This is a genomic window from Nostoc sp. 'Peltigera membranacea cyanobiont' 232 (assembly GCF_002245985.1).
GTDB lineage: Bacteria > Cyanobacteriota > Cyanobacteriia > Cyanobacteriales > Nostocaceae > Nostoc.
This window is the reverse complement of sequence record NZ_NOLK01000082.1, coordinates 1-25278: the sequence shown is the minus strand read 5'-3', so window position 1 is coordinate 25278 and position 25278 is coordinate 1. Positions and strand designations below refer to the sequence as shown.

Here is a 25278-nt window from a genome sequence, read left to right as displayed (position 1 = left end):
TAACTACATTCAGCAGATATACTGTATAATTTATTACAACTAATTTTTAACGTAATTAATTTTATGAAACAATCTGATTTATTAGCATCTATAGGGATTGTGATATCTTTGGTTAGTTTTTTTGTATCAGCAATAGTTGCATACTATACTTATTTTAGACCAGCAGACCCAAAAATGCTAGTTGGAAAGAACTTACTGTTTTTTCCCAGCTATTTTTCTGATGCTAAAGGCAATAAAGTATTTGGAGGTATTTCATTTTTTTTACCTATAACTTTCTATAATTGGAGATCAAAAGGAACTTCAATAACCCAAATACGGTTAGCTATCGGTCGTAAAGATAACCCTAAAAAATATTTTGATATGGTAGCTGCTACTTTTATAACTTATATAGATGATAAGGCACAAAATAGTGAAGTAGCTCAACCAATTCCGCTTCCTAGTCAATCAACAGTCAGCAAATTTATTAGATTTGATTAGAATCCTTTTGGAGAAAAATTTGAGATCAAAGCAGGAGAATATGAATTAATAGTTCTTGCTTGGGTAGGAGATGATAAAGAAAAAGCGAAATTAACAGAGAATTTCCCTTTTTTTATTAACGACTTAGAAGCTGAAACTTATAACCAAGCTTTATCAAAAAATACTCCTATCAACCCGGTCTGTGTAATCCTTGATAACAGTTCAAATTTTCAGAATGTTTGGACAAAAGACAATTTAAAAGCGACTTATGGAATAATGAATTAAAATAACCATAATAGCATCAACTTTATATCAATTTAAATAGTGAAATCTTTATAAAGATATATTTGATCTAAAGATTTTATCTTATTTTAAGTTATATCACTATATCTATAAAAAGTAGAGAGCAAAAACTCATGTCTAAAGAACATCCAATATACAGTAATTTTAATTTATCAAATGCCCAGTTCGCAGGTGGACTAGTCAACGCCGACACGGTAAATGCAGGACAAATCGGCGGCAACATCACCAACTATAACCCCGAACAAAAGCAAAATCTCGCCCAAGCCGCCGCCGATATTCAGCAACTTCTCAACCAATTAAGCCAGACAAACCCCACGACTACCACATTGGAGAAGATGGGGAGCAATGCGATTTTGTGAGGTGCTTAAAATTCAGGTGCTAAATCACATATTTAGGGGTGCGATCGCAGTCAAATAACTGTTTTTATTGAGAATCTAGGTTCGTAACTGAGAATAAAAGTCCGATCTCACTTTTTCGCATTGCTCCCGAGAAGATGAGCGTTGTGGCTAAGGCAGTCGATGAGATTGAGCGTAACCCGACACTGAAAGCAAGAGTAATTGGTGCGTTGAAGGCTGGGGGAACAGAAGCATTGAAGGAATTAATCGATAATCATTTGATTAATATACTGCTGGCATCAATCGACGGGTGGCAGGATGCGGAGTAGTTTGTTTGAACCTATCCCACTATTCTAAAAATCTCTACTTTTTGTCGTAAAATGTGTTTCAAAAGCTTAATTTTTCATTTTCATTTTTCAATAAGCTTCAGTTTTGTAGCACAAATATTATTAGTGGGATAGATTCAAAAGCAAAGCAAGCGAACGCAAGTCATAAACAGGTAGCACGGTCAACGTCAACACTGTTAACTCAGAACAAATAGGTGGTAATATTCACAACAACAACGCTGATTCCTGCCCAAACCGATCCATGCCTGACTCAGAAGACCCAAAGCAAGTCTCCAGCAACGACTTACGTAATGCCCAGTTTGGCGGCGGGTTGGTTAATGCTGACACAGTGAATGCTGGGCGAATTGGCGGCGATATCGTCAATAATTACAATTATTACAATGAACAGCCTAACCAGAAAATAGAAATTAATTGGCATCAAGTTAGCTCCTCACTTTTAAATGAGCATCTGCGACTCACAACAAATCCGCTAACAATGGGCGAAGGGATTACCTACTGAACCGAGCAAGTGTATGTGCCATTGGGACTGGTAGAACGAAAAAAGCAGAGTCGGCGAAAAGAAGATGTTTTGCCAGAGAAAGGTTCAGAGCTTTATCACGAAACAGAAATTAAGCAAACGTTTGAGCCTCAGCAGTTTCTAGAGCAGGTACTAAGAGACAGACAAAGCCCCCAGAGTCAGGGAAAACGCATTGCGATTATTGGAGAACCAGGAGCAGGGAAAACTACACTGTTACAGCAGATTGCCAAATGGGTATCGAAGGAGATTGAGCAGTCGGTTGTGATTTGGGTTTCTCTGGCTGATTTGCGATCGCACGAACTAGAAACATATTTATTAGAGGTATGGTTGCAAGCAGTAGCAAGAAAAGTATCCACTAAGTAAATTGGGGTAAGGAGAAAAAAGAAGAAGGAAGATTGTACGCCTTGTGTCGTAGAATATGACACATGACGCAGACAGCACCCGCAGAGAAATTAATGACCGTATTGCTGCAATCTATCGACCCGAAAGAGATTGCAGACGAGTCACTGCGTCAAACAATAGAACTATTATTGAACCTGATAGAGCAACTCAACTCAAAAGTCAAAGATTTAGTTGAAGAAAACCAAAAACTACGCGACGAAAATAACCGCCTGAAGGGAGAACAAGGCAAACCAGATATAAAAGCCAATAAAAATATTGGATTTCAGAATGACCACTCCTCAGAGAAAGAACGAAAAGTTCCAACAAAGCATAGTAAAAGCAGCAAAAATGCGACTATCAAAGTTGACCGAGAAGAGATAGATCAAACAGGTGCGCGTGTTGGTGGAGTTAATCATACAACTAATATAATTTGTAACCCGTTGTACACAGTCTACCTTACCACCAAAAACAAAGACCGCTTGAGCGTACTCAAAGTATTACAAAACGTGACGGCACTTGAGTTTATCCTCAACGAATTCACATACGAGCTATTAGATACTTTAAATCTGCCGACAAAGTGGAATAAGCAACTCAAAGAACTCTTGCCTCAAGAAACTGTCTTCACAGAAATTGAGTTTAATGCCCTACTCGATGAGTATTTAAGCAAACTGAGTTTCCAATATCGTACCCGCGTACAAGAGGCAGCTGCAATTGCTTTTTATCATCAGCAAACAAATATTCCTCTGATTAAAGCCCTTGTGTGTGATGATGCACCACAGTTCAAACTATTGACTGCTGATTTGGCTTTATGTTGGGTACATGAGGCACGACATTATAAAAAGCTAAGTCCCTTTGTTGCTTGTCACCGACAGAGTTTAGACGAATTTCTGGATGATTTTTGGAAATATTACCGAAAATTGTTAGCTTATAGAGATTTTTCGAGTCAGGATAAATCTTGGGAACTCAGGGAAGAATTTTGGACGCTTTTTTCCACCGTCAGTGGTTATGAACAGTTGGATGAGCGAAAACGATTAACTGCTGCAAAAATCTCTGAGTTGCTTTTAGTTTTAGACCATCCAGAATTACCATTGCACAATAATCCTGCGGAGTTAGCGGCTAGAACAATGGTGCAGCGACGTAATATTAGTTATGCAACTCAGACCACTGAGGGTACAAAAGCTTGGGATATTTTTATGTCCCTTGTTTCCATTACTCGAAAGTTGGAAATCAGTTTTTTTGAGTATATGCGTGACCGAATTTCTCAAATTGGAAATATTCCATCTTTGAGGACTATTATTCGGGGGAAATCTGTTCTTAATCCCTTTGGTTGGTCGTGGATGCCAGAATAACTCCTTACCCCGAAGTATTGAGGGGATACCAAGAAAAGCTGGACACGCCGAAGCATCTAACCAACTTAAAGATGATTTTGTGACTCAGTTTAATCAAGGGTTGGTTTGGCTGATGCTGGATGGGGTTGATGAAATGCAAACACAGGAAAGCAATCCATTAGAAGAAATTGAGCGGCAAATTCGCATGGGAGCGTTATTACAACAGTCGCGGATTGTAATTTCTTGTCGCCTAAATCTTTGGGACAATGGCATTAATGCTCTGGAGTCCTTCGATAACTACCGAACCTTGGATTTTTCCTATCCTCAGCAAGTAGAGGAGTTTATTTGCAAATGGTTTAGCTCTCAATCTCCAGCAGAAATGCAGACAGGACAGCAGTTGTGTGTAGCATTAAGAGAACAAGGGAAGGAAAGGATTCGAGATTTAGTAAAAAACCCATTGCGCCTGACGCTGCTGTGTTTCAATTGGCATCTAGGTGAAGGTAATTTACCCCAAACAAAAGCGGGGTTGTACGAGCAGTTTGTCGCGGATTTTTATGAGTGGAAGAAAGAGCGGTTTGCTACGACAAGGGAGCAGCGCAGGCGATTGAAGAAAGCTTTAGGAGAGATGGCACGGGAAGCGATTGATAAAGAAGCAATGCGGTTTCGATTACGGCAGGAATTTGTATGTGAGTATTTGGGTGAGCCGGATGATACAGATTCATTGTTTACATTAGCTTTACGGTTGGGATGGTTGAACAAGGTGGGAGTAGAAGCAGACAATTTAAGGAGGGAAGTGTATGCATTTTTCCATCCTACTTTTCAAGAGTATTTTGCAGCATCAGCAATCAATGATTGGCATTATTTTTTAAATCATATTCCTGAAAATCCAATTCATCCAAATGCTAATTATCGAGTTTTCGACTTACAGTGGAGAGATGTATTATTTATATGGATTGGATTTTTAAAAAACAATTATATAGAAGTTATTGATGCTTTAGTTTCTTTTGAAGATAGGTGCAAATCTTGGAACAATAACTTAAAAACTTTTTACGAACATCAAGCATATATAATTGCATTATACTGCCTTATGGAAATTAGTATAGATAAAACATTTAAATATATTACAAAACAATTAGCTATATATATTTATAATGTTTGTGGAGAAAAAGAAAGACATAATTATTGGTCATTTCTTAGTAATGACATATTTTTAGTTTTAGAGCAATTGTATAAAAAGCATATATTACAAGAATTATTTAATTTAGCTGCTTCCGAAATAAATAACGTAAAAATAATATCAGAATTAAAAAAAATAGTTTTTGTATGTAAAGATATAACTTTACGCAACCATGATCAATTAATTTTAGAGCGACAAGATATATTAAATATAGTTGCTGAAATTGATAAACTAATACGAACCAGTGAGGCTGGAGAAAGTGTCTATTATAGAATATCTCAATACATCGAATTAATTGAAAAAAATAATTTGATTTTAATTAATAAATTAATTTTAATATTAAACGAAGCTAATCCTCGACATATAAAATTAAAGGCTATTCGTGCGCTAAGTCTTGCTGCTGATGAAAATTTAGATGCTATTACTGCTATTAATCAGGAAATCGAAAATTCACCAGATATAATTTATCTTTTTTATACTACAATAACTCTTATACAAATCAATCTCAGCAATACAGAAGCATTCTTATCTTTATATAAATTACTGCCTCAATTACATATATATATGCAAATGGAAGCTTGTGAATTTCTGATAAAAAATAAAGGAATTGTTGATTATTTATTTATTGACTTGATAGAACTTATAGAAAAACACCCAAATGATGAAGTATATTACCGAGCTTGCCAAGCTTTAAAAAATAATGTTAATGTACTTCATATTGGATATAGTTTATTATTAATATCAAAACTTAAAAACTGTTTAACAGATAAAGTTTATAAGCACAACTTTTTTCGATATAGAGACTGTTATGAACTACTTTGGTATTTTTCTCAAAAAGTACCTTATAAATTATTTTGTGAAGCTTGGTTAAAATAAAGCAAGGATGGTAGAATGCAGCCACAAAAATGTGGGGTTACGATGTACGTAATCGCCTTGTTACTGATGTTTTTTATGATGAAGGCACTGAGTTTATCAAGTTCACCAACGGCAAAGAAATACTGATAAAGACTGCTTGACGTTGGGAGTGGGAACAAGGGCTGCAATATGCGAGTAGTTGAGTTTGCTCCTTCTGCCATATCTTCACTGTGGAAGTTTGCCCAAGAAATGCGATCGCTAAACACACAAACTTCAACAGAAATCTTGTGTTACAGTTCGTAAAAGCTGATACTGAAGCTGTATGTAACATAACCCCTCGCTTTCACTAGCCTAGCTATGCCCCAAGACTTCTCTCACCAGAATCTCAGAGGTCGTTCGTTCAAGAGTCAAAACCTTGCTGGGGCAAACTTTAGCGGCGCAGATATCCAAAGTACAGATTTTACTAGCGCAAACCTAATAGGCGCAAACTTTAGTCATGCCAAAGCTGGGCTGGAAAAGCGTTGGGGTATTTACTTACCGATTTCCTTATTCTTATTTGTGGGACTATTAGGGGTTTTTTCATATATAACTAATTATTTAGGATTATTAATAGTCAAAACGCCTGTATTAGAATCTCGAATCATAGCTTGTACTACTTTTATTTTATTGACTACCTTCTTTATCAGTACAATTTCTCAGGGTTTAGAAACTGGTTTAAAAGTATTTACTCTTGTTGGAGGAATAATTATTGTATTTTCTGCTGGAATCAAACTCGTGCCAGCTTTTACCGGAGCAGCAACTGGAGTTTTATTAGTAGCTTTGGCGATACTAGGTTCTGTAGCTATAGCAGTATTTATAGCAGCTTCTAACAAAACGTTAGTTATAATTGCTTCCATAATAGTAATTCTAGCCGTACTTGCATCTGTAATTACATCCTCCCTTCAATTCATATCCAATACAATTGGAGCAATATTGATAACTGTAGGTTTAGTTATAGCCTTATCTATAGCCTTATCTAGCATCTATTTTGGCTATCAAGCAATAGAAGGAAATAAAAAATACTTTTGGATTCGTACCATTGCTATTGCCTGGGCTGCTACGGGAGGTACAAGTTTTCGTGGAACTGACTTGACTAATGCTAGTTTTACTAAAGCTGTACTTAGAAATGCGGATTTTAGAAAAGCCAATTTAATGCACACCAATTTTTATCAAGTTAAAATGCTTGATTGTGCTGAACTTGACAAAACCTATCTTCAAAATTCGCAAGTACGTAATTTATTAATTACAGGACAAGGACAGAACCAAATTTTTGACCGCCAAAACTTGCGAGGAGTCAACTTGAAAGGCGCTAACCTAGCAGATGCAAGCTTTATAGGTGCAGACCTAAGTGAAGCTACAAGATGCAGACTTATCCAGAGCAAAGTTAGTACAAACTCAACTGGACAGCGCTGACTTCACAGGCGCAACTTTAACTGGAGTCTACATTCAAGATTGGGGCATCACTATCAATACTAAATTTGATGGGGTGCGGTGCGAATATGTTTATATGCGTTTGCCCACAAAAGAAAACCCTGATCCTCACCGCAAACCCGACAATAGGCAAGAAATATTTGCTCCGGGTGAGTTTGGGGATTTCATCAAACCAATTTTTGATACACTCGACCTTTACCACAGCCAAGGAATTGACCGAATGGCACTAAGAAAAGGGAAAATCGTTGAGGTAGCACGGGTGCAGAGGAGCGGAGGAGCAGGGGAGAAAGAAGAAGGAAGAAGCGAAACAAGAGGCATACAGAAAGAAGCAAGAGAAATTCTCCTCTGCCCCTCTGCCCCCCCTGCTCCTCTGCAATCCTTACGCCACCTACCCTTCAGCTTAACTTAGTGCCATTCGGAATTGACCCAAGAGCGATCGCAATCGCCTTTAAGGAACTAGCTGAAAATAACCCAGAGGCAGAGCTTGAGATTGTAGCAATAGAAAGACGAGGTGAAGATAAGATATTACTCCGTGCTAAAACAGTAACTACAGCTAATAAATCTGAATTAAGTAGAGATTATTTTATTAATTATAATCAACTCAAAGCGCTAGCGGAGAGAGATTTTAAAATATTAATAGCAGAGAAAGAATACCAAATAAATAAATTAGAGAATATGATAACTACAGCCCTAGAGCGTCCTAGTTTTTATGTTCAAAATTATCACAATCAAGGAGATACCATAATGCCAGAAGGTTCTAAAAAACAATCTAACTTTGACCTCAAAGGCGCTCAATTTGCAGGTGGACTAGTCAATGCAGACACAGTAAACGCACACCAAATCGGTGGCAACATCACCAACTACTCCACTGAGCAAAAGCAGAACCTCGCCCAAGCCGCAGCAGACATTCAGCAGCTTCTCAACCAACTGAGTCAAACATACCCCACTACAACGACATCACAGAAAATGAGTGTTGTGGCTAAGGCTGTAGACGAGATTGAAAATAACCCAACATTGAAAGTGCGAGTAACTGGAGCATTGAAGGCTGGAGGGACTGAAGCATTTAAGGAGTTAATCGACCATCCCTTAGTGAATATTCTGTTGGCTTCAATTGAAGGATGGCAGGAGGCGGAGTAGTTTGTTGGTTACAGATGAAGCAGAGGGGTTAGCTCAAGATGGCGAATGAGGATCATTTGACAATACTGAAGAAAGGGGTAGAGGTTTGGAATAAATGGAGGAAAGAAAATTCTGAAATGAGGATAGACCTTACTGGGGCTAACCTCAGTAAGGTAGACCTCAGCGAATTTGACCTCAGTAGAACTGACCTTGCTAAAGCTAATCTTAGTGAAGCTGAACTATTCAAAACTGAGCTTGTTGAAGCTGACCTCAGTGAGGCAAACCTCGTTAAGGCACATATTATTAGGACTGAACTTTTGGAAGCTAACCTTAGTAAAGCTAACCTCAGTGAATCTGATGTGAGCTTGGCAGATATACGGTGGGCTAACCTTAGTGGTGCTAATCTCAGCAAAGCTTATTTTGGTGGAGCAGACCTGAGTGGAGCAGACCTGAGTGGAGCAGACCTGAGTGAAGCAGACCTGAGTGAAATTCGAGCAATAGAAACAAATTTCACCGCAGCCAAACTTACAGGTGTTTGTCTTCAAGATTGGAATATTAACAGTGCTACAAATTTGACTGGTGTAAATTGTGACTATGTTTATCTGCAAAAGAAAAAACGAGAACGTCGTCCCATTAGCGGCATATTTGCTCCTGAAGAATTCACCAAACTGTTCCAAAAATCCTTAGAAACAGTAGACCTAATCTTCCGCAACGGCATCGACTGGGATGCTTTCGCCTACTCCTTCAAAAAGCTAGAAGTCGAAAACCAAGGCGCTCAACTAGATGTCCAAAGTATTGAGAAGAAAGGCGATGGCATTCTTGTAGTCCGAGTAGCTGTTGCTGCTGATGCAGACAAAGCCAAAATCCACAGTGAGTTCATCCAGAGCTATGAATTTGCAGCTAAGGCATTAGAGGCGCAGTACCAAGCAAGACTTGAGGATAAAGATACCCTAATTTCCAAACAGGAAGCACAAATTAATCGCCTATTTAACATAGTGGAACAGCAAGGGTCAGTTCAAAAAGCATTAGCAGAAAATCCGAGGAAAGTTTCTAACTACAATATGCAGAATCCGCAGTTTGCAAGTGGCATAGTAGATGCCAACACTGTTAACTCAGAACGAATAGGTGGTAATATTCACAACAATGACGCTTAAACCTGCCCAAACCGACCCATGCCCGATTCACAAGACCCAAAGCAAGTCTCCAGTAGTGACTTACGCAATTCCCAGTTTGGCGGTGGATTGGTTAATGCTGACACAGTGAATGCTGGGCGAATTGGCGGCGACATTTACAATATTCACCTTGGGCAGCAGACAGCGACATCAGGTAATTCAGTCCAATCACAGAGTCAACGACAGCGATCGCTCTCTGAAAAAGACTCACTTGAAAAAGCTTACACTCTTCAAAGCCAGAAAGTTGTAAATCTACGAACAGCATTGGTTATTGAAACCGATGTATCCCGCAAGTTTCAATATGAACAACAGCTTCAGGCAGAGGAACGTATACTGGGGGAGCTTGGTGACAAGTTGGATGCAATTGAACAACAGTTGCAAGCGGCTGAGAACTCTGGACTAAGGGCAGACACAATTATATATATTGAAAGACCACCAATTGAGGACAAATCCTATAAAGCAATCGTGCAACCAGGGACATTGATTCGTCTCAAAGCCCCGCAGAGAATGGGTAAAACATTATTGCTGGAGAAAACCCTAGACTATGCAAGACATCAGGGCTATCAAACTGCGAAAATAGATTTACAACTGGCTGATATTGATGTTCTGGCTAACTTAAAAACGTTCTTGCAATGGTTATGTGTTGATGTTGCTGACAGCCTGGAGCTAGAACCCCAACTAGAAAAACATTGGCAAGAGGTTTTTGGGCTGAATAAAAACTGTACCCGTTATTTTCAAAAATATTTATTATCACTTACTGATACTCCCTTAGTTTTAGCCATAGATAACTTTGAGCGGCTGTTTGAATATCCAGAGATTTTCCCTCAATTCTGCTTGTTACTGCGGGGATGGTATGAGGCAGCGAAACAGGGAGACAAGATTGGTAATATTTGGAAAAAGCTGCGGTTAGTAGTAGTTCATTCCACTGAATCTTATCCTTCATTGGACAGTAATCATTCCCCGTTTAATGTGGGATTGGCGATTGACTTACCCGAATTTAACTTGCAACAAGTAACAGAACTTGCCAAACAGCAAGATTTAGGATTACTGAAAGAACAAGACTTGGCTCAGTTGATGGAGTTAGTTGGGGGGCATCCTTATTTGGTACAATCTGCGATTGCCCATCTCAAAAGCCAGCAAGTGACCTTAGAAGAACTCTTGAGGCTTGCGCCAACAGAGCAAGGAATCTTCAGCGATCACTTGCGACAACAACTGTGGCATTTACAACATAATCCTCAGATTGAAATAGGGTATAAAAAAGTAGTGAAAGCGAATGTACCTGTGAGATTAGATACTGAAGTTGCGTTTAAGTTGCATAGCTTGGGGTTAGTAAAACTTGTTAGTAATGATTGCATTCCTGGTTGTGATTTGTATCGTCAGTATTTCTCAACTCGTTTGGGGTAGGTAAATCGTGGTTGACCAATACATATTCTCTGGAAGTCTACCTGAAAATGCCAGCACCTATGTCATACGAGAAGCTGATGCACAGTTATATGAAGAACTGAAGCAGGGAAAGTTTTGTTACGTACTGAATTCCAGACAGAGTGGAAAATCCAGCTTGCGTGTGCGAACCATGCAGCGATTGAGAGATGATGGCGTACAGTGTGCAGCCGTTGACCTTTCTGCTGGAGGTATTCAGAATGTCCCTCCTGAACAATGGTATGCAGACTTAATTGACACGCTCATTGACAGTTTTGGATTAGATTTAGATTTTGGTGACTGGTGGGAAGCGAATCAGTTAAATTCGCTAGTTACAAGATTTCGCAAGTTTTTGGAAGAAGTATTACTTGTTGAAGTTCAAGAGAGTATCGTTATTTTTATTGATGAAATCGATAGCGTACTCAGTCTGAATTTTCCCACAGATGACTTTTTTGCTTTGATTCGTGCTTGCTATAACAAACGAGTTGATAACCCTGAATATAATCGCCTCACTTTTTGTTTATTAGGGGTTGCCTCGCCTAGCAATTTAATTTCAGATAAACAGCGTACTCCCTTTAACATTGGTAAGGCTATTTCCCTCAAAGGCTTTCAACTGCATGAAGCTGAACCATTAGAAAATGGTTTGCGCGGTAAATTTAATGATCCCCAGACGATAATGCAGGAGATTTTGCAGTGGACTGGGGGGCAACCATTTCTGACTCAAAAGCTGTGTCAGTTCATGGTTGAGGAATCAGAGCAAGATAACCCTCGTTCAGTAGAGCAAGTTGTCAGGTCACGGATTATTGAAAACTGGGAATCACTTGATGAACCAGAACATCTGCGAACGATTCAAGCCAGGATTTTGCGCGATGAACAACGGGCAGGGTATTTACTAGAATTGTACCAACAAGTCAGACTGAGTGAAGAACAATCACTTGTAATAGCAGATGAAACATTAGAGCAAAGTGAATTACAGCTTTCAGGATTAGTAGTTAGACAGCAAGGTAAGCTGAGAATCTATAACCAGATTTATCGTGAGATATTTGATTTTCATTGGATTGATAACCAATTAAATAACTTGCGTCCTTATTCTGAGAACTTTCGCTTTTGGGTCGCTTCTGGAGGTGTTGATGAATCACGACTGCTGCGAGGAAAGGCTTTACAACAAGCGGAAGAATGGGCAAGAGATAAGAATTTAAGTTATCAGGATAAACAGTTTTTAGCAGCTAGTAAAGAGAAGGAAATTCAGGAGGATATTGTTGCTAAAGAACAAGAAGCTACTGTAGAACGGGAAAGGAGAGATAGAGAAGCAACAGAAACAAGAAATCAAATGTTGAGAGAAGCAAATCGCAAAATAAAACAACAATTATATATAGGAATAACTTTTTTCAGTTCCTCATTTGTAATAATAGGCATATTAGGAATAGTAGCACTTTCAATAAAAAACCAAATTGATAAAAAATATTCTTATTTCAAAAATATTAATGAATTACAAGAGCTAGTCGTACAACTTAAAAATAAAAATGTTGATGATAAAGCAGGAGAAATATTTTTACAAACAGCAGAGTCTATTAAAATACAAGATTACAATCTTACACAAGCTTTACTTAATGTAGAAAAAGCTATTGCCTATTCTGAAATAGAAAAAATAAATTTAGCAGAAAATAAAGATAATATAATAAATGGACAGAACAGTTTAATTATGGCACAGAATTATATATCAAAATCAAAAATTAAAACAAACAAAGATTTTAAAATATATTGGCAGATTATTTTTCTTGCAAAAAAAACTACAGGTGATATCTTGTTAGAAGAAAATAATTTTTATGATGCAATCAATTCATATAGTGAAGCACTAAAAATCTCCAAAAACTATAATATCAATCCCTTTGAAAGGGAAAATCAAGTAAGTATTGTATCAGAAAAAAACATGGAGGCAATGTATGTAAATACTATAAAAGCATTATATTTTTATAAAAATAAAAATATAAGCATAGAAGCAAAAAGTTTTTTACAGAATTATTATATGTTGAAGCTGGAAAATTTATTAATAAATGAAAAATGGAAAGAAGCAGATATACTAACAACAAAAATAATACTTCATATTACTAATAGACAAAAAGAAGGCTGGCTTGATAAAAAATCTATTGATAATTTTCCTTGCCATAATTTTCAATTAATTGATCAATACTGGACAAAATACTCAAAAAACAATTTTGGTTTTAGTATTCAAAAACGTCTATATTTACAAACAAAAAATAGATTAGATAAATATAATGATGAATCTTACAAGAAGTTCGGTATAAAGATAGGCTGGTATCAACCCCAATATTCTAAAAATGCAAATGATTCTTCATATCAAAATCAGGAGCAAACTGCTAATACAAAAGTTATTGTACCTAGCCATTGGAAAAATTATGAAGAGTTAAACCTTCAAAAGGTTCAGAATCAAGGAATGTTACCAACTGGCTATAATTATTTATCGACAGTTCCTAATATATTCTTTGTAAACATTCGACCAGTCTTATACAATAAAGTATCAAGTTGCAAAATTTAAAGCCAAACGCAGCGATCGTTCAGCCTGATTGTTATCAGGAGGAATTTCAGGATAGTCAAGGAAATACCACCACTGATGAGTTTTATCCCGTAAAGAACGTAAAAGGTTTCCTGCCGTAGCTACTGCCTTGCCAATCCACTGATTGAGTGAGGATTGCAACTTAGATTTGAACTGATTGACCCAATCGTTGTAACTGGTTAAGTCAAGAGTCTCAAACCCGAAGAGCATAATTTATAAAAGCTTCATCAATTAAATTAACAAACGCTGTGGCACAGGCGGCGCAAAACAAGTGCTTTCAGGGCAGTATCTTACTTGTTTCATCAGTGCTTGACGCAACAATAGTCATAGCAGACTCATCTGCTCAACAATAGATGTTTCTGCACGGGATGGCTTTAACTCTTCTGTTGCTGGCTGATCCACTAGGACTGAAACTTCCGACTGAGTATCACTAGCCAAAACGCACGAAGGCATAATGATTTACAAGGCAATACAGCGCTTCCGGCTATTATGCAATACAGTTTTTCTCCTTGCCCTCTCCTATCAAAGCTTTCAGATTTTAGGATGTACCTCATAGCTGCCGTAAGTGCTGTAATCATTGTCGGCAAGCGTGTTCTGAAGCGGCCTATAAGAGTATTCCAACTAAAAAATGATCCAAAAATTCAGTCACTTCGATAAAAGATTTCAACGAACCATTTTTTCAAAGTTGGTAAGCGGTAAATCTGCTCTTCGATTTGATCCATTGCTTGTTGTGTAAGTTTAACTCCCGTATGATAGATTTTCTCAACCAAAGTAACCACAGGATTTTTGCCCTTAAAAGTTAGGGTAGAAGCAAACCGTAGCACGGTATCAACGCTGTCGAGTAAGCTGCCACGCCAATGCTGCTAAAGACAAGAACCATTACAATCCACCAACACCCCATCCACGATCGCAATCCCCCACTGCGGAAACTTCGCCACCAGTTTCTTGATCACAATCTGCAAAGCCGGATCATCCTGCCAACACTCCTGCAAGAAATCAAACCCCGGATTCTCGCTCGAATTGGCCGCTTGATTCAGTTTCTCCCTTCTTACAGGTCGCATATTTGACCTCGCTACAATCGCCTCATGCGACCATTTTTCAGTGACGGGCGCGGCGGAAGCTTCACCCTCATGAGCCGCTTTGACTTCTACACCAGAGACTTGGTTTTCTTCCGGCAAGGAAGCAGAATAACCCTGTTCTACCTGCCCCTGAGTTTGATTAGCGATCGCTAAAGTTGAAAAAAATTCATTTACAACGACGGATGCGGCGGAACCAGTACCTTCATGAGGGAATATCGCTTCAACGCCACAGTCCTGGTTTTCAGCTAGCAACGAAGCGGGATTACTCTGTGCAGCATCCACAAGCGCTAGCGATGTGCAGTCATTCGCCGTAGGCGAGTCTTCCTCCTTCTCTGACACGCTTTGAACAGACTGAGGCGAAGCGCCCCCCAAGGGCGCGTGAGCCGTCTCCTCCTCACGCAAATTTCCTGGAAGCGTGTCAGAGACACAGCTAACGAACTCTTTTGAAGAGTTCGTTAGCTGTTCCTGAACAGTTCGTGAAGGTTTTTGAAACCCCTGCTCTGACTGGTCTTTAGCTAAAATAGATGCTTTATACGAAGCACGCATTTCTTCACAGCCAGCATCTATCTCTGAAATCTCAGCATCTGGTTCTCGTTTTTCAGCATCTAATTCCCGTGACACAGAATTAGCTTTCTCCCAAAATTCCTTCATCCGGCTACCATGTAAATTCTTCACCATCCAGCTAGCTGTTTCTCGGCCATCTTGAATCGATTTGTCAGGTTTGAAAATGAATAGCCCACTGTCGGAGAGAATTTTCTTTGCAGAGATAAAAGTACTGTACCCCAAGGCACTTGTCAAAGGCATCCACCGAGAACCATAGGGGTCAGCCGTCCAGCACTCCTGCCACAGTTGCGTAACTGAAGGCTTTTGTTGCGAAGCCCATAACATATCTTCGATGGGAATAATGACATGAAGCCTTTTATATGGGGATTGTGGTTTACTAGCAGCCTTTTTGAGCTTGGGTTTTGTAATAGTTGCAGTCATCGTACAATCTCCTATTTATATTGACGCACGGAAATTTCTCCCACTGTGATGCAGGGTTTGGTACTTGTATTTGCTTGTCTAAAGAATTACTGGTATGAGCAACAGATCAGTTAGCCTTGCCAGAATCGCAATTCGTCTCGTGAATACCTATCAGCTTTTTTCGATTGCTCTTTCCAGTGATCCCAAGTAACCAACAACTCTTCGCCTAAATCCTCTACAACTTCACCCCTTTCCACATACAAAGTGCGATATGGATCAGCATGGGCAACAATAGAACCAACGCCAATGGTATCTGGTTGAGAAGATGCGTTCTGGAGAGCGGTAATTAAATCAGTCTCTTGGGTTGTCAATTCCGCCCAATAGTCCTGTTTAATCACCTCATACTCTTGGGCCACTGCCCAATAGTCCTGCCACGTACACCCCGGTTTAGTTAGCACTGCCCTAATGTCGCTAACCGCTTGGGGCAACATTTCTAATTGCTCGGCTCGATATGCGATCGCTGTTGGTGTCGGCTCACTCCCCAGAATTATCGCTGCTGCCTCCAATGCCTGGGTATTGTTCATGGCACTGGCTAAGTTTTTCAAAGCCATGCCCATGAGCCGCAGACATTCTTGGGCGTTTTCTTTCGGCGGTTCCTGGGCCAGCGATCGCAAATCAATTGTCTTCTCCAGTGCTTGCTTCACCTGTTTATTCAACGCTTTAGTTGCTTGCTGGGTCATGGTATTTCCCCATTCTTGAGAAGGGCGTTGTTCAACCGCGTTTTCCAAATCTTGAATGCGCTGCTTAAGCTGTTGGTTCTCAGTCTGCAACTGCCGTAGCGATTCCATCTCATCCAAACGCTGCTGCAATTGAATATTTTGCTCCCTCTGCTGCTTGTACAGGTTTTGCAAGGATTGGATTTGTTCTTGTACTTGTTCTTCTGCTTTGGCTGTGGCTTCTGACTGTAGCCCAATTCTCAATTCCTGGGAAAGTCTCTCTAACTCTTGTCTATGGCGTTCTTCAATAGCAGCGATCGCTTCCGTATATTCTGCGGGATATGATCTTTCTCTGGGGAATGGAACGCTTGGGGCATCCAAATCAGTATTGTTGATGAGCAGCCTCTCGCCATCAGCAAAAGTCACAATTTGCTGCCAATGGTTTGGTGCATCTGCCTCAATTACTCCCGAATCCCCATACCTTGGGTGTGATTCTTGTGAAACAGTGACAGAATTACACAATTGCGTTTTAGGGTTTTCGCTTTTTGCGGCGCGTTTTGTTGTTGGTGCGACTTGCTGCACTGCTTTAGCAAAATCGGCAGCAGTGGGGAAGGGTTTTTCTTTGGCTGCGATCGCAACAGCTTGCTCTAACTTATCGGGAGTTTTCACGAGTCGGAGCAAGGAGCGAGTTTGAGAAGGCTTAGTAATCTTGTCTTTGAGTTCCTCTGGCAGAGTATCAACTACTTTCTTCGCAGACAGCAAATCTCTGACCCGGCGATATCCACGGTGCTTGGTTAGTTCTTTTTCGCAATAATCTTCAAAACTGGCATAACCAGCATCAGAGTAATAGCCGTTATTCCGCATCACCCGCAGTTCTTCTATTGCCTCCCACTCGAAGCGGTCTATGGTAGCAAAGGTATCTTGGATGCTGGTATTGAGAATGTTGTAATCGAGTGCTGATGTTGTTTCGGAACGGTTTAGTGTCAGCATGATTTTACCTGTATGTGCTGTATACACACGGGAAATACTGGTTAATGCAAATGAAAACTGCTGTATTCTCAGCAATTACTTTTTATTGCTTTTGAAAAGCGTAATTATTTTTGCCATAACCTCCTTAAAATAAGTTCACAAAACAATTTGACGGCTGGAATACTCATGCCGTCTATGAATTCTTGTATAACTGAACTGGTTGATTGAACTCACAGTACAAAAACTATCTTGCCACATGACAACTGAAAGTGCAAATATAAAAGTAAAAAATACAAAGGAGGTAATTATGGTTCCCCTGGACTGGGTTGTTATGCTTGCGTGGAATAAAGAATGTGGAAATAGCCTAAGATTATTACGTGGCAAGAAGTCTAGGCGTGAGATTGCAGATGCACTTTTGAGCCAAAAGGTTGAATGCTCTCAAGAATACATTAGAAAGCTGGAGAATGGCGAAGCAGCCTCTGTTTCAACAAAAATCATTACAGCAATCGCCAAAACTCTTGGTGTAGAACTGATTGAGATTATGTCCGACTTACGTGTTGAAGTTTCCAAAAATATTTGTACTTCTAGTTGATTATTGTACTCTGAGTTGTTATTATAGAGATATGAAAACAAAAGACGACCGCTCCAGCCTACGAAACTTGTGCGATCGCCCTTTGACCCTTTGCAGGAATCTATATTATGACTCAATCAGTTTACACACAGCAAACGGCTTCTAGCTTCAGCTACAACACATCAACAACAGTTACAGAAGTTCCCTTCAAAGATGAGCAAGCCCTAGCTCAAGCAGAACTGAACAACTACATCGAAACCCAAGCCGAAGTTGTAGCCCCCACCCAAGACCCCCTAACATCTCGTGACCGCCGCATCATTGGCGAGATTATTCAAGTCGAACCGGAATCTGTTCGTACTATCTGGCTTGAAGGCGGGATTACGGTATGGGTGCGGTTCGTAAACGGTAGCTGCTTGCCTTTTGACCGAGACTGGTTCGCAAAAAGAGTTGCAGAGGTTAAAGCGACACTTCCAGAAACTCCATTGGAGCGCAATGAACGCCTCAGCGATGAATTAGAAGAAGCTTGTGTCAAGTTCAATCTGTGGCATCCCCAGATTGATTGGTTATCCTTCAGTACTAAACTTTACCGAAATAATCAGCTAGTAGGCTACATCGGTTGCAATCTTGAGGGTTGGTATTCCAGACCCCGCACATACGGCATGAACAGATTCGCATCGAGTGCTTCAGAAGCGATTACGTTTTTGGGAGTCCGACCGGCTGTAGCAGCGTAACCACTGACATAAAAAGGGCGATTGCACATCAAGGCAATTGTAATCGCCTCTACAGTGTAATAGGTAACAAACATCACAATGGCATACACCGCAGAAACTACACCCTCTCTTCAAGTAGCCGAGTTGGATGATTCACCAGAGAAAATTTTTCTACCGCCAACAGACCCGAATGCAGAGATTATCGAAATCCCTGGTTACACGCTCGTTTACATCAATGGAGCCTGCCCCAAAAATTATCGAGTCTATAAAGGTCATTCAATGATTGGGGTGATATTTCAGCACATCACCCACTGGTCTAACGCTATGGATCAGATTCGGTACGCTCAAGCAGCAGAAGCAGCAGTTGGGTTGGATGACTTCATGAAAGTAGCAAAGAAATCCAGAGTTACAGATCAAGCCATAGCAGCATAATTAACTTCACCAATTACAATCATGCAACCAACAATAACAATTCCACACGGTTGGAAATACCCCTGTTTCACCTTGAGACAACGTGCAGAACAAGGACTGATCATTGGCATCAAGTATTACCCAAGCGACAGTTTTTTAGCATACGAATATGGCGGAGGCTGGCGGTACATCGTCATGCCTGACATCAATTCCATTGATGAAGGAAATCACTTAGAGAACGAGATTAAATTACTGACACCGCAGGAATTGAGAGCAGAAATTCAGGCTGAAATAGAAAAATGTCTACGCCAACTGGAACTGCTTAAGTACGAATTAAAAGCAATTTCTGGAGGTGTAGCTAATGGCTAAACTGCCCAAAAACTGCTCTGACCTCACGGCTGCTAGCTTGCTGCTTTTCTTGCGCCGCTATGGTGGTTCTGCTCCTTTACACAGCATTAATTTCTCACGAACAGTAATCCAATCATTACTCGATAGAGAACTAGTACGAGTGCAGAATACCAAACACGGTTTTTTACTGACAATTACACAAGATTTTGACAAATTGCCGACTAACTAAGTCCATTAACTCACTAAAACAAACACAACAAATACAACACCATCATGGAAACCATCAAAATCAACAACAGCGTTTTTCTCATTCCTCCCAGCCAACCTAAACTGCAAGCTAACTGCGCTAAGGAATATGGTCAATTCTTACTCGATTGCCCTCCGAAACTGACGATTCTAGAAGCACAAGCTGGCGGATATCTCAAAGGTAATAAGGCTGATTTTGCGATCGCAATCTCCCGCCCTGACCGTGCATTTACTATTAACGAGAACTTCACCAACGAACCATTTACTGAACTGTGGGTAATTCCAGTAGCAGGAGGACTCAAAGACCAGTTTAAAGGGCCAGCTTCGATGCTGCTTAGTTTCTTAATCCATCGCCGCAGTAAAGACAATTTCGCTGGACTCTACAATCACTTTGCCCATCGCGCATTTCAATCGTGGTGCGAGGAAGGGATGCCGGGAGATCCAAAAGAATTTTGCTATACGGCGATCGCATCTGTCCTCAAAAACTACATCTTCTGCGCCGAGTTCCAGAAGGTAGAGGGAGCGCTGGGAACGTACTGGTTCATCCAATGGTCGTACCGTAACCCACAGTCTGACTTTGAAAAAGACGCGCTCGTTGCAGCCGAAATGATTCGTAGTGGTGCGGAATCTGGGGCAACAGTTCATTGGGTAACGAATGAAACGTATGAACGCTGGGCTAGTAATGCTGTCACTGCACCAGCATTGCCCCCGGTTTCCGAGACTGAGGCGAGGGCATCTCTGCAAGCGCAGAATCAGACAGCTATGCCGCAAGGTAACAAGCGGTAATTAAACACGAAAAAGGCGATTCACCTTTGAGTCGCCACTACATAAACTAGCAGCAAAATCAACCAATGAAAATCGGTACTGTCTCCATTAGTTATTCGAGAAAGTTCAACTTAGGGAACTACGAATCAATCGAATTAGGTTGTTCTTTATGGGCGCAAGTCGAGGATGAAGAAGATGCTTCAGGCGTAGTTCAATTTCTCTATCATCAGGCAAAAACAGCAGTCAAAGAGGCTGCAATGCCCGTGATTAAAGCGAACGAATTCCAAATTACTAAAGCAAAATCTCAACGCAAAGTGACAACTGATTTCGGTGACATGGAGGATTTATGAAACAACTAACAGGTTTTATTCCCATTGCCGCATTACCTGAATCTACTGCGGCTTCTGCTAAAAAACAACTCCTGGAAACAATCGAATGGCTCCACAAAGAAGGTGCTGCTACTGAAACCAACCTCAAACTCTTGACTGCAATTGTCGAATCGATTCTTTGCTCAGAAGAATCATACACCAGATTTTTACAATGTGGTTTTGATGCAGCCATTGAGTTTTTCGATACCAATTCTCAAAACTGGGAATTTGAAGAGTCAATGTCATCACCTCATAATCCAAGGAATTGGGATGAGTACAAACTAATAGAACAAACTTGCAATTTGTTGCAATCGACTAATCAGTAAATCAAGCAAGTCCCTCTAAATATTTCTACCAGCAATTCTGGAGGTTAACAAATGAAGAAAAAATGGACTCCCCAAGAGTTAGAAATTCTTGATGAAATGTCTGAAGCATACACACCTAAACAGATAGCATACAGACTTAGAAGACGAGGCTATCATCGCACAACATTAGCTGTTCATAAAAAGCTCTATGCGTTGGGTTATTCTGCACGTCCCACTCTCGACAATTATAGTTGTAACCAAATTGCTCAAGCTCTCTCCTTAAACCCCTGTACTGTAGCTAAATGGGTAAAACGAGGATGGCTCAAAGCTATTCGGCGTTCTGCGACAAATTACCTCGTTAAGAGTCGGGATTTAAAACGGTTTTTCAAGAATCCTCCACATTCTATTAAAAAGCGGATTGCTGCGATAGATCCGCAAGTACTTAGGTATTTAGTAGGGTAGCTAAACAGTATTTAAGTCTAAAGCAGAGGAATTTGGGCTCTTCCGCTACTTTTATGGAAAATTAATAGTAAAGTGCCAATTTAATAGACTGCGTAATCGAAAATTACTAAAATTGCGAAAACCATATCCAAGTCTTTTAATTAACTTAAGTTTGTTATTAATACCTTCAACAGTGCCACTCGTGGTTCTGCCGTCAAAATAGCCTACTACTTCACCAAACCATCTAACCATTGTGCCTATACTTTTCGGAAAATATGAAAGTGCATCATGCATCCAATCTAATAATTTAATTATACTGTCTCCCCAAGATACGGTTGATTCAAATATATCTCGGAAATCTTCTTTTAATTTATGCATTTTAGCCAGAGTAGGTGAAACCGCTTGGGCAGCTTTTAATTTTTCTTTTTGCTGTTCATTTAAAGAATCTTCATTTTTAATGAAGCTATATTTGCTTTTATTTAATCCCGCTAATATTCTGTCTCTTTCTGACTTATTTTCTAAAGACATTGCCGCTCTCTTTTCGGACTTACGCATAGCATCCAATTCATCATTGACTTGTTTCATGACATGAAATCTGTCAGCAGTTATATTAGCGTTGGGCATCAATTCTTCTACTAAACTTTTATAAAAAGACCAGAGATCAATACTGACCTCTTCTATTTTTTCAAGCACCTGAGTACCCCAGCCTACAAGAACTTCACGTATTTCTTCCATTCTTCTTGACTTGACTATTTCAATGGGTTTATGAGTGTCTAAGTCTACCTGTAGCGAACTGCAAACATCGGGGGATGAAACTGCAAACAAGCCAATTTTGAAACCACAATAACTGCAAATAAGGGGGGTCTCAAAACCACATTATCTGCAAATGAAACCACATTATTTGCAAACAAACCACAATAACTGCAAATAAACCACATTCTTTGCAAATAAGCTGTAACCCTTATAAATAGGTTGTTGTAGAAAAACAGCCTCGAAACTGTCCAATTTATACGAACTTTTTTGCTGGACACATATGTACGCTTTTCGTGGTTTAATCTGGACTAATACCGTTCAATTAAATGCTCGAAGCTGTTTAAACCGACAGCCAATATGGCTATGGTTATTTATGCTTATTTAAGAGTCTCCAGCGATCGCCAAGACGTACACAACCAACGACATGGCATTTTGGAGTATGCCAACACACACGCTTTGAGTCCAATCCAATTTATGGAGGACACAGTTTCTGGACGGGAGAAATGGTCAGAGCGGGGTGTAGGACAACTACTGACTCAAACTGCCCTTGCTTCTGATGTAGTAATTTTCTCAGAAGTCAGTCGGATGGCACGCTCCACCCTACAAGTGTTAGAAATGCTCGAATGCTGCGTGCGTCGTGGAATTAACGTCCATATCGCCAAACAAGGTATGGTATTGGATGATTCAATGCAAAGCCGGATTACAGCAACGGTTTTGGGCTTGGCAGCAGAAATTGAACGGGAATTGATTGTACTCAGAACAACCGAAGCACTAGCCAAACGAAAAGCTGAGGGGAAAACGTTAGGACGACCCAAAGGGCGACAATCTGCACATTTGAAACTGGACACAAAGGAAGCAGAAATTCGCAGCTATCTATCCAAAGGGATCAGTAAACGCTCAATTGCAAAACTGGTCGATTGTTCACCTTCCACCCTCTATGATTGGTTGGCACGCAAACATCTCCACTCACGCCACGACAAATTGGTGGAGAAGTTATAAGATGCCCAAGAAACAAATACCAATTGATGCAATCTTAGACTTGCGCCGCCGCTTAGACCAACTACCACCACGCAGTTCAGATCGTCGGGTATTAGTCCAAGAAATAGCACAATTGTATGGCATCTCCGAAGATACTGTGTATCGGACACTACGGCAGCGCAATCTGATCAGGTCAGTGCGCCGTGTTGATTGTGATGTACCGCGTGTTATTGCTAAAGCCGGACTAGAGCGTTACTGTGAAATCATTGCTGCCATTAAAATACGTACATCGAACCGCAAAGGTCGTCATTTATCTACCGTGCAAGCAATCCGCCTTTTGGAATCCGATGGTATCAACACTCCAGATGGTCATGTAATAGTTCCAGAGTTCCAGCCGGTTTGCTTAAAGCAACCACTGTCAATCGTTATCTCAAAAAATGGGGTTACGACCGCGATACCCTCTTACGACAACCACCTGCTGTTCGCTTCCAAGCAGAGTCCAGCAACCAATGTTGGCATTTTGACCTTAGTCCATCAGACCTCAAGCACATCAAATCACCAGCCTGGATAGAACCAGGACGGGGACATCCTTTGTTGATGCTTTATAGTGTCGTTGATGACCGAAGTGGTGTTTCTTATCAGGAATATCACGGAGTTTATGGGGAGGATGTGGAAGCAGCACTGCGGTTTATGTTTGCCGCCATGTCGCCCAAGTCATCCGATGAATTACCCTTTCAAGGCATTCCCCAAATGCTGTACATGGATAACGGGCCTATTACCCGCAGCTTGGTGTTTCAAAAAGTCATGGGGTACTTGGGGATTGAAGTACGTACCCATTTACCCGCAGGTAAAGACGGACGAAGGGTAACTGCTCGTTCCAAGGGTAAGGTGGAACGTCCGTTTCGCACCGTCAAAGAAATGCACGAAACTCTGTACCATTTGCATGAACCGGAGACAGAAGCTGAGGCTAACGCTTGGTTGATGCGCTTTTTACTCCATTACAATAGCCGACCTCATCGTAGCGAACCCCATTCCCGGATTGAAGATTGGCTTGGCAATCTTCCAACGTCAGGAATCCGGCAAATGTGTAATTGGGAGCGTTTTTGTACATTTGCACGTTCGCCTGAACACCGCAAGGTGGGCATTGATGCTCGCGTTACGGTTGAGGGAGTAGCTTATGAAGTCGAGCCGGATTTAGCAGGAGAAACTGTAGTTCTTTGGTGGGGCTTGTTTGATAACGAACTTTACGTAGAACACGGAGAGCGTCGCTACGGGCCATTTCTGCCTGTAGATGGGCCAATTCCCCTGCATCGCTACCGTAGTTTCAAAAAAACACGGACGCAAAAACGAGCTGACCGGATTGAATCTTTGGCTAAACAGTTGTCTTTACCGAGTTCTGCTATTGGCACATTAGACATACCCTCACTTAGTAAGGATATAACGTCATTCAAGGTACAGCCTTTTATTGACCCCAACCCGTTTCAAGAATTAACTTTCAGCACGGTCATTGCAGCAAAATTGGCGATCGCCGAATATTTGGCACGCCCATTAGCCAAACTCACCTCTGAACAGATGGCTTATATTAATGCGGTTCTGCTGACTACTCTTAATAAGCAGGAGGTAATGAAACAAATTCGAGATTTCTTCAATCCCTTATCAGGTACAAGCCATGTTGAGTGATGTCATGACTTATTTTGGTCTCAAACGTACCTTAGACCATGTGGGGTATTTTGAGACTGAAGACCAAACGAATTTATTCAAAGAACTTAAACTCCAAGTTAGGCAAGGTCGCTTGATTGCCGTAACGGGTGTTGTTGGTTGCGGTAAAAGCACCACCCTCCAACGACTGCAATTGGAATTAGCTGAAGAAAAAGACATTATAGCGGTTTTCACTTGAGTGAGAGACAATTAAATGTACTATAGAGATTAAATAAGTAAAATTTGTCACCAATCAAAGCATACTCCATAGATTTGCGGCGGAAAATTACGGAAACTTATGAACGCGAATCTATATCTCAACGTAAGTTGGCACAGAGGTTTAGAGTAGCCCCAAGTTTTATATATAAACTGCTTAAATAATACAGAGAGAAGGGGACGCTAGGAGCCAAGAGTCATGGAGGTGGTCAAAGTCTGAAACTGAGTCCAGAAAACATAATAGTTCTGGGAGAACTAGTAGAACACAAGAATGATGCCACCTTAGAGGA

General features: G+C 40.4%; 27 protein-coding genes and 4 pseudogenes. 25 read left to right on the top strand and 6 right to left on the bottom strand.

Features of this window, described 5'->3' with window-relative positions:
• Nucleotides 1–63 precede the first annotated feature (63 nt).
• The 13 genes from CDG79_RS24040 (at nt 64) to CDG79_RS43985 (ending at nt 13433) form a co-directional block, all read left to right on the top strand.
• Nucleotides 64–477, top strand: coding sequence for a hypothetical protein (locus CDG79_RS24040; RefSeq protein ID WP_094344376.1), 414 nt, complete (start codon nt 64–66; stop codon nt 475–477).
• Between the two features lie 395 nt (nt 478–872).
• Entirely contained in the window at nt 873–1118 is a 246-nt protein-coding gene (locus tag CDG79_RS24035; RefSeq protein ID WP_223278292.1) for a hypothetical protein, read from the top strand.
• Nucleotides 1119–1261: 143 nt separating this feature from the next.
• On the top strand, nt 1262–1423 hold the full coding sequence (locus tag CDG79_RS42680) for a hypothetical protein (RefSeq protein ID WP_189525105.1): 162 nt from the start codon (nt 1262–1264) through the stop codon (nt 1421–1423).
• 259 nt (nt 1424–1682) lie between these two features.
• The gene (locus CDG79_RS43990; protein ID WP_094344375.1) at nt 1683–1940 is read left to right on the top strand and encodes a hypothetical protein; all 258 of its coding nucleotides are present in this window, start codon (nt 1683–1685) and stop codon (nt 1938–1940) included.
• A gap of 15 nt (nt 1941–1955) precedes the next feature.
• Nucleotides 1956–2321, top strand: coding sequence for an NACHT domain-containing protein (locus CDG79_RS24025; RefSeq protein WP_223278291.1), 366 nt, complete (start codon nt 1956–1958; stop codon nt 2319–2321).
• Nucleotides 2322–2383: 62 nt separating this feature from the next.
• Nucleotides 2384–3688, top strand: a complete 1305-nt coding sequence (locus tag CDG79_RS24020) for an IS66 family transposase (protein ID WP_094344373.1) — start codon at nt 2384–2386, stop codon at nt 3686–3688.
• Nucleotides 3663–5720 carry an NACHT domain-containing protein gene (locus CDG79_RS24015; protein WP_094344372.1) on the top strand — a complete coding sequence of 686 codons (2058 nt, stop codon included), beginning with the start codon at nt 3663–3665 and terminating at the stop codon, nt 5718–5720. Before CDG79_RS24020 ends, CDG79_RS24015 begins: the two co-directional genes overlap by 26 nt.
• A 336-nt stretch (nt 5721–6056) precedes the next feature.
• Nucleotides 6057–7151: a pentapeptide repeat-containing protein gene (locus tag CDG79_RS24010; RefSeq protein ID WP_094344371.1), complete on the top strand. Its 1095-nt coding sequence runs from the start codon at nt 6057–6059 to the stop codon at nt 7149–7151.
• Nucleotides 7087–7578, top strand: a complete 492-nt coding sequence (locus tag CDG79_RS24005; protein ID WP_094344370.1) for a pentapeptide repeat-containing protein — start codon at nt 7087–7089, stop codon at nt 7576–7578. Before CDG79_RS24010 ends, CDG79_RS24005 begins: the two co-directional genes overlap by 65 nt.
• The gene (locus tag CDG79_RS42675; protein WP_189525104.1) at nt 7578–8306 is read left to right on the top strand and encodes a hypothetical protein; all 729 of its coding nucleotides are present in this window, start codon (nt 7578–7580) and stop codon (nt 8304–8306) included. Before CDG79_RS24005 ends, CDG79_RS42675 begins: the two co-directional genes overlap by 1 nt.
• 116 nt (nt 8307–8422) lie before the next feature.
• Nucleotides 8423–9439 carry a pentapeptide repeat-containing protein gene (locus tag CDG79_RS23990; RefSeq protein ID WP_223278290.1) on the top strand — a complete coding sequence of 339 codons (1017 nt, stop codon included), beginning with the start codon at nt 8423–8425 and terminating at the stop codon, nt 9437–9439.
• A gap of 18 nt (nt 9440–9457) precedes the next feature.
• Nucleotides 9458–10861, top strand: coding sequence for an AAA-like domain-containing protein (locus CDG79_RS23985; protein ID WP_094344368.1), 1404 nt, complete (start codon nt 9458–9460; stop codon nt 10859–10861).
• Nucleotides 10862–10868: 7 nt separating this feature from the next.
• On the top strand, nt 10869–13433 hold the full coding sequence (locus CDG79_RS43985) for an AAA-like domain-containing protein (RefSeq protein WP_094344367.1): 2565 nt from the start codon (nt 10869–10871) through the stop codon (nt 13431–13433).
• Here the strand turns inward: CDG79_RS43985 and CDG79_RS23975 are convergent.
• From CDG79_RS23975 to CDG79_RS23960, 5 genes and pseudogenes are all read right to left on the bottom strand, one after another.
• A pseudogene (locus tag CDG79_RS23975) lies at nt 13431–13710 on the bottom strand (IS66 family transposase); the annotation flags it as partial. The gene CDG79_RS43985 and the pseudogene CDG79_RS23975 overlap by 3 nt on opposite strands.
• Nucleotides 13711–13775: 65 nt before the next feature.
• Nucleotides 13776–13904 carry a hypothetical protein gene (locus CDG79_RS44925; protein WP_262985822.1) on the bottom strand — a complete coding sequence of 43 codons (129 nt, stop codon included), beginning with the start codon at nt 13902–13904 and terminating at the stop codon, nt 13776–13778.
• A 188-nt stretch (nt 13905–14092) separates the two neighbouring features.
• Nucleotides 14093–14314, bottom strand: a pseudogene (locus tag CDG79_RS23970) (ISAzo13-like element transposase-related protein); the annotation flags it as partial.
• Complete coding sequence (locus CDG79_RS42665; protein ID WP_223278288.1) at nt 14315–15514, bottom strand: hypothetical protein; 1200 nt, start codon at nt 15512–15514, stop codon at nt 14315–14317.
• A 110-nt stretch (nt 15515–15624) separates the two neighbouring features.
• Nucleotides 15625–17199, bottom strand: coding sequence for a hypothetical protein (locus tag CDG79_RS23960; RefSeq protein ID WP_094344366.1), 1575 nt, complete (start codon nt 17197–17199; stop codon nt 15625–15627).
• A gap of 235 nt (nt 17200–17434) precedes the next feature.
• Here CDG79_RS23960 and CDG79_RS23955 point away from each other — a divergent pair, with 235 nt between their 5' ends.
• From CDG79_RS23955 to CDG79_RS23915, 9 genes are all read left to right on the top strand, one after another.
• Nucleotides 17435–17770 carry a helix-turn-helix domain-containing protein gene (locus CDG79_RS23955; protein ID WP_094344365.1) on the top strand — a complete coding sequence of 112 codons (336 nt, stop codon included), beginning with the start codon at nt 17435–17437 and terminating at the stop codon, nt 17768–17770.
• A gap of 107 nt (nt 17771–17877) precedes the next feature.
• Complete coding sequence (locus CDG79_RS23950) at nt 17878–18480, top strand: hypothetical protein (protein ID WP_223278287.1); 603 nt, start codon at nt 17878–17880, stop codon at nt 18478–18480.
• A gap of 78 nt (nt 18481–18558) precedes the next feature.
• Nucleotides 18559–18891: a hypothetical protein gene (locus CDG79_RS23945; protein WP_094344364.1), complete on the top strand. Its 333-nt coding sequence runs from the start codon at nt 18559–18561 to the stop codon at nt 18889–18891.
• Between the two features lie 21 nt (nt 18892–18912).
• Nucleotides 18913–19239, top strand: coding sequence for a hypothetical protein (locus tag CDG79_RS23940; RefSeq protein ID WP_094344363.1), 327 nt, complete (start codon nt 18913–18915; stop codon nt 19237–19239).
• Nucleotides 19232–19447, top strand: a complete 216-nt coding sequence (locus tag CDG79_RS23935) for a hypothetical protein (RefSeq protein ID WP_223278286.1) — start codon at nt 19232–19234, stop codon at nt 19445–19447. Before CDG79_RS23940 ends, CDG79_RS23935 begins: the two co-directional genes overlap by 8 nt.
• Before the next feature lie 44 nt (nt 19448–19491).
• Nucleotides 19492–20250 (top strand): hypothetical protein, encoded by a 759-nt coding sequence (locus CDG79_RS23930; RefSeq protein ID WP_094344362.1) that lies wholly within the window; start codon nt 19492–19494, stop codon nt 20248–20250.
• A gap of 65 nt (nt 20251–20315) precedes the next feature.
• A complete protein-coding gene (locus CDG79_RS23925; protein ID WP_094344361.1) occupies nt 20316–20579 on the top strand; it encodes a hypothetical protein in 264 nt (87 codons plus the stop codon).
• The gene (locus CDG79_RS23920) at nt 20576–20923 is read left to right on the top strand and encodes a hypothetical protein (protein ID WP_094344360.1); all 348 of its coding nucleotides are present in this window, start codon (nt 20576–20578) and stop codon (nt 20921–20923) included. Before CDG79_RS23925 ends, CDG79_RS23920 begins: the two co-directional genes overlap by 4 nt.
• A gap of 51 nt (nt 20924–20974) precedes the next feature.
• Nucleotides 20975–21364 (top strand): hypothetical protein, encoded by a 390-nt coding sequence (locus tag CDG79_RS23915; protein WP_094344359.1) that lies wholly within the window; start codon nt 20975–20977, stop codon nt 21362–21364.
• Nucleotides 21365–21415: 51 nt separating this feature from the next.
• Here the strand turns inward: CDG79_RS23915 and CDG79_RS23910 are convergent.
• Nucleotides 21416–22135, bottom strand: a pseudogene (locus CDG79_RS23910) (ISL3 family transposase); the annotation flags it as partial.
• 318 nt (nt 22136–22453) lie between these two features.
• Between CDG79_RS23910 and CDG79_RS23905 the strand changes: the two are divergent.
• The 3 genes and pseudogenes from CDG79_RS23905 (at nt 22454) to CDG79_RS23895 (ending at nt 24971) form a co-directional block, all read left to right on the top strand.
• Nucleotides 22454–23095, top strand: coding sequence for a recombinase family protein (locus CDG79_RS23905; RefSeq protein WP_094344358.1), 642 nt, complete (start codon nt 22454–22456; stop codon nt 23093–23095).
• 16 nt (nt 23096–23111) lie between these two features.
• Nucleotides 23112–24754 (top strand): annotated as a pseudogene (locus tag CDG79_RS23900) (IS481 family transposase).
• Between the two features lie 4 nt (nt 24755–24758).
• A complete protein-coding gene (locus CDG79_RS23895) occupies nt 24759–24971 on the top strand; it encodes an ATP-binding cassette domain-containing protein (RefSeq protein WP_189525103.1) in 213 nt (70 codons plus the stop codon).
• Nucleotides 24972–25278: the final 307 nt, after the last annotated feature.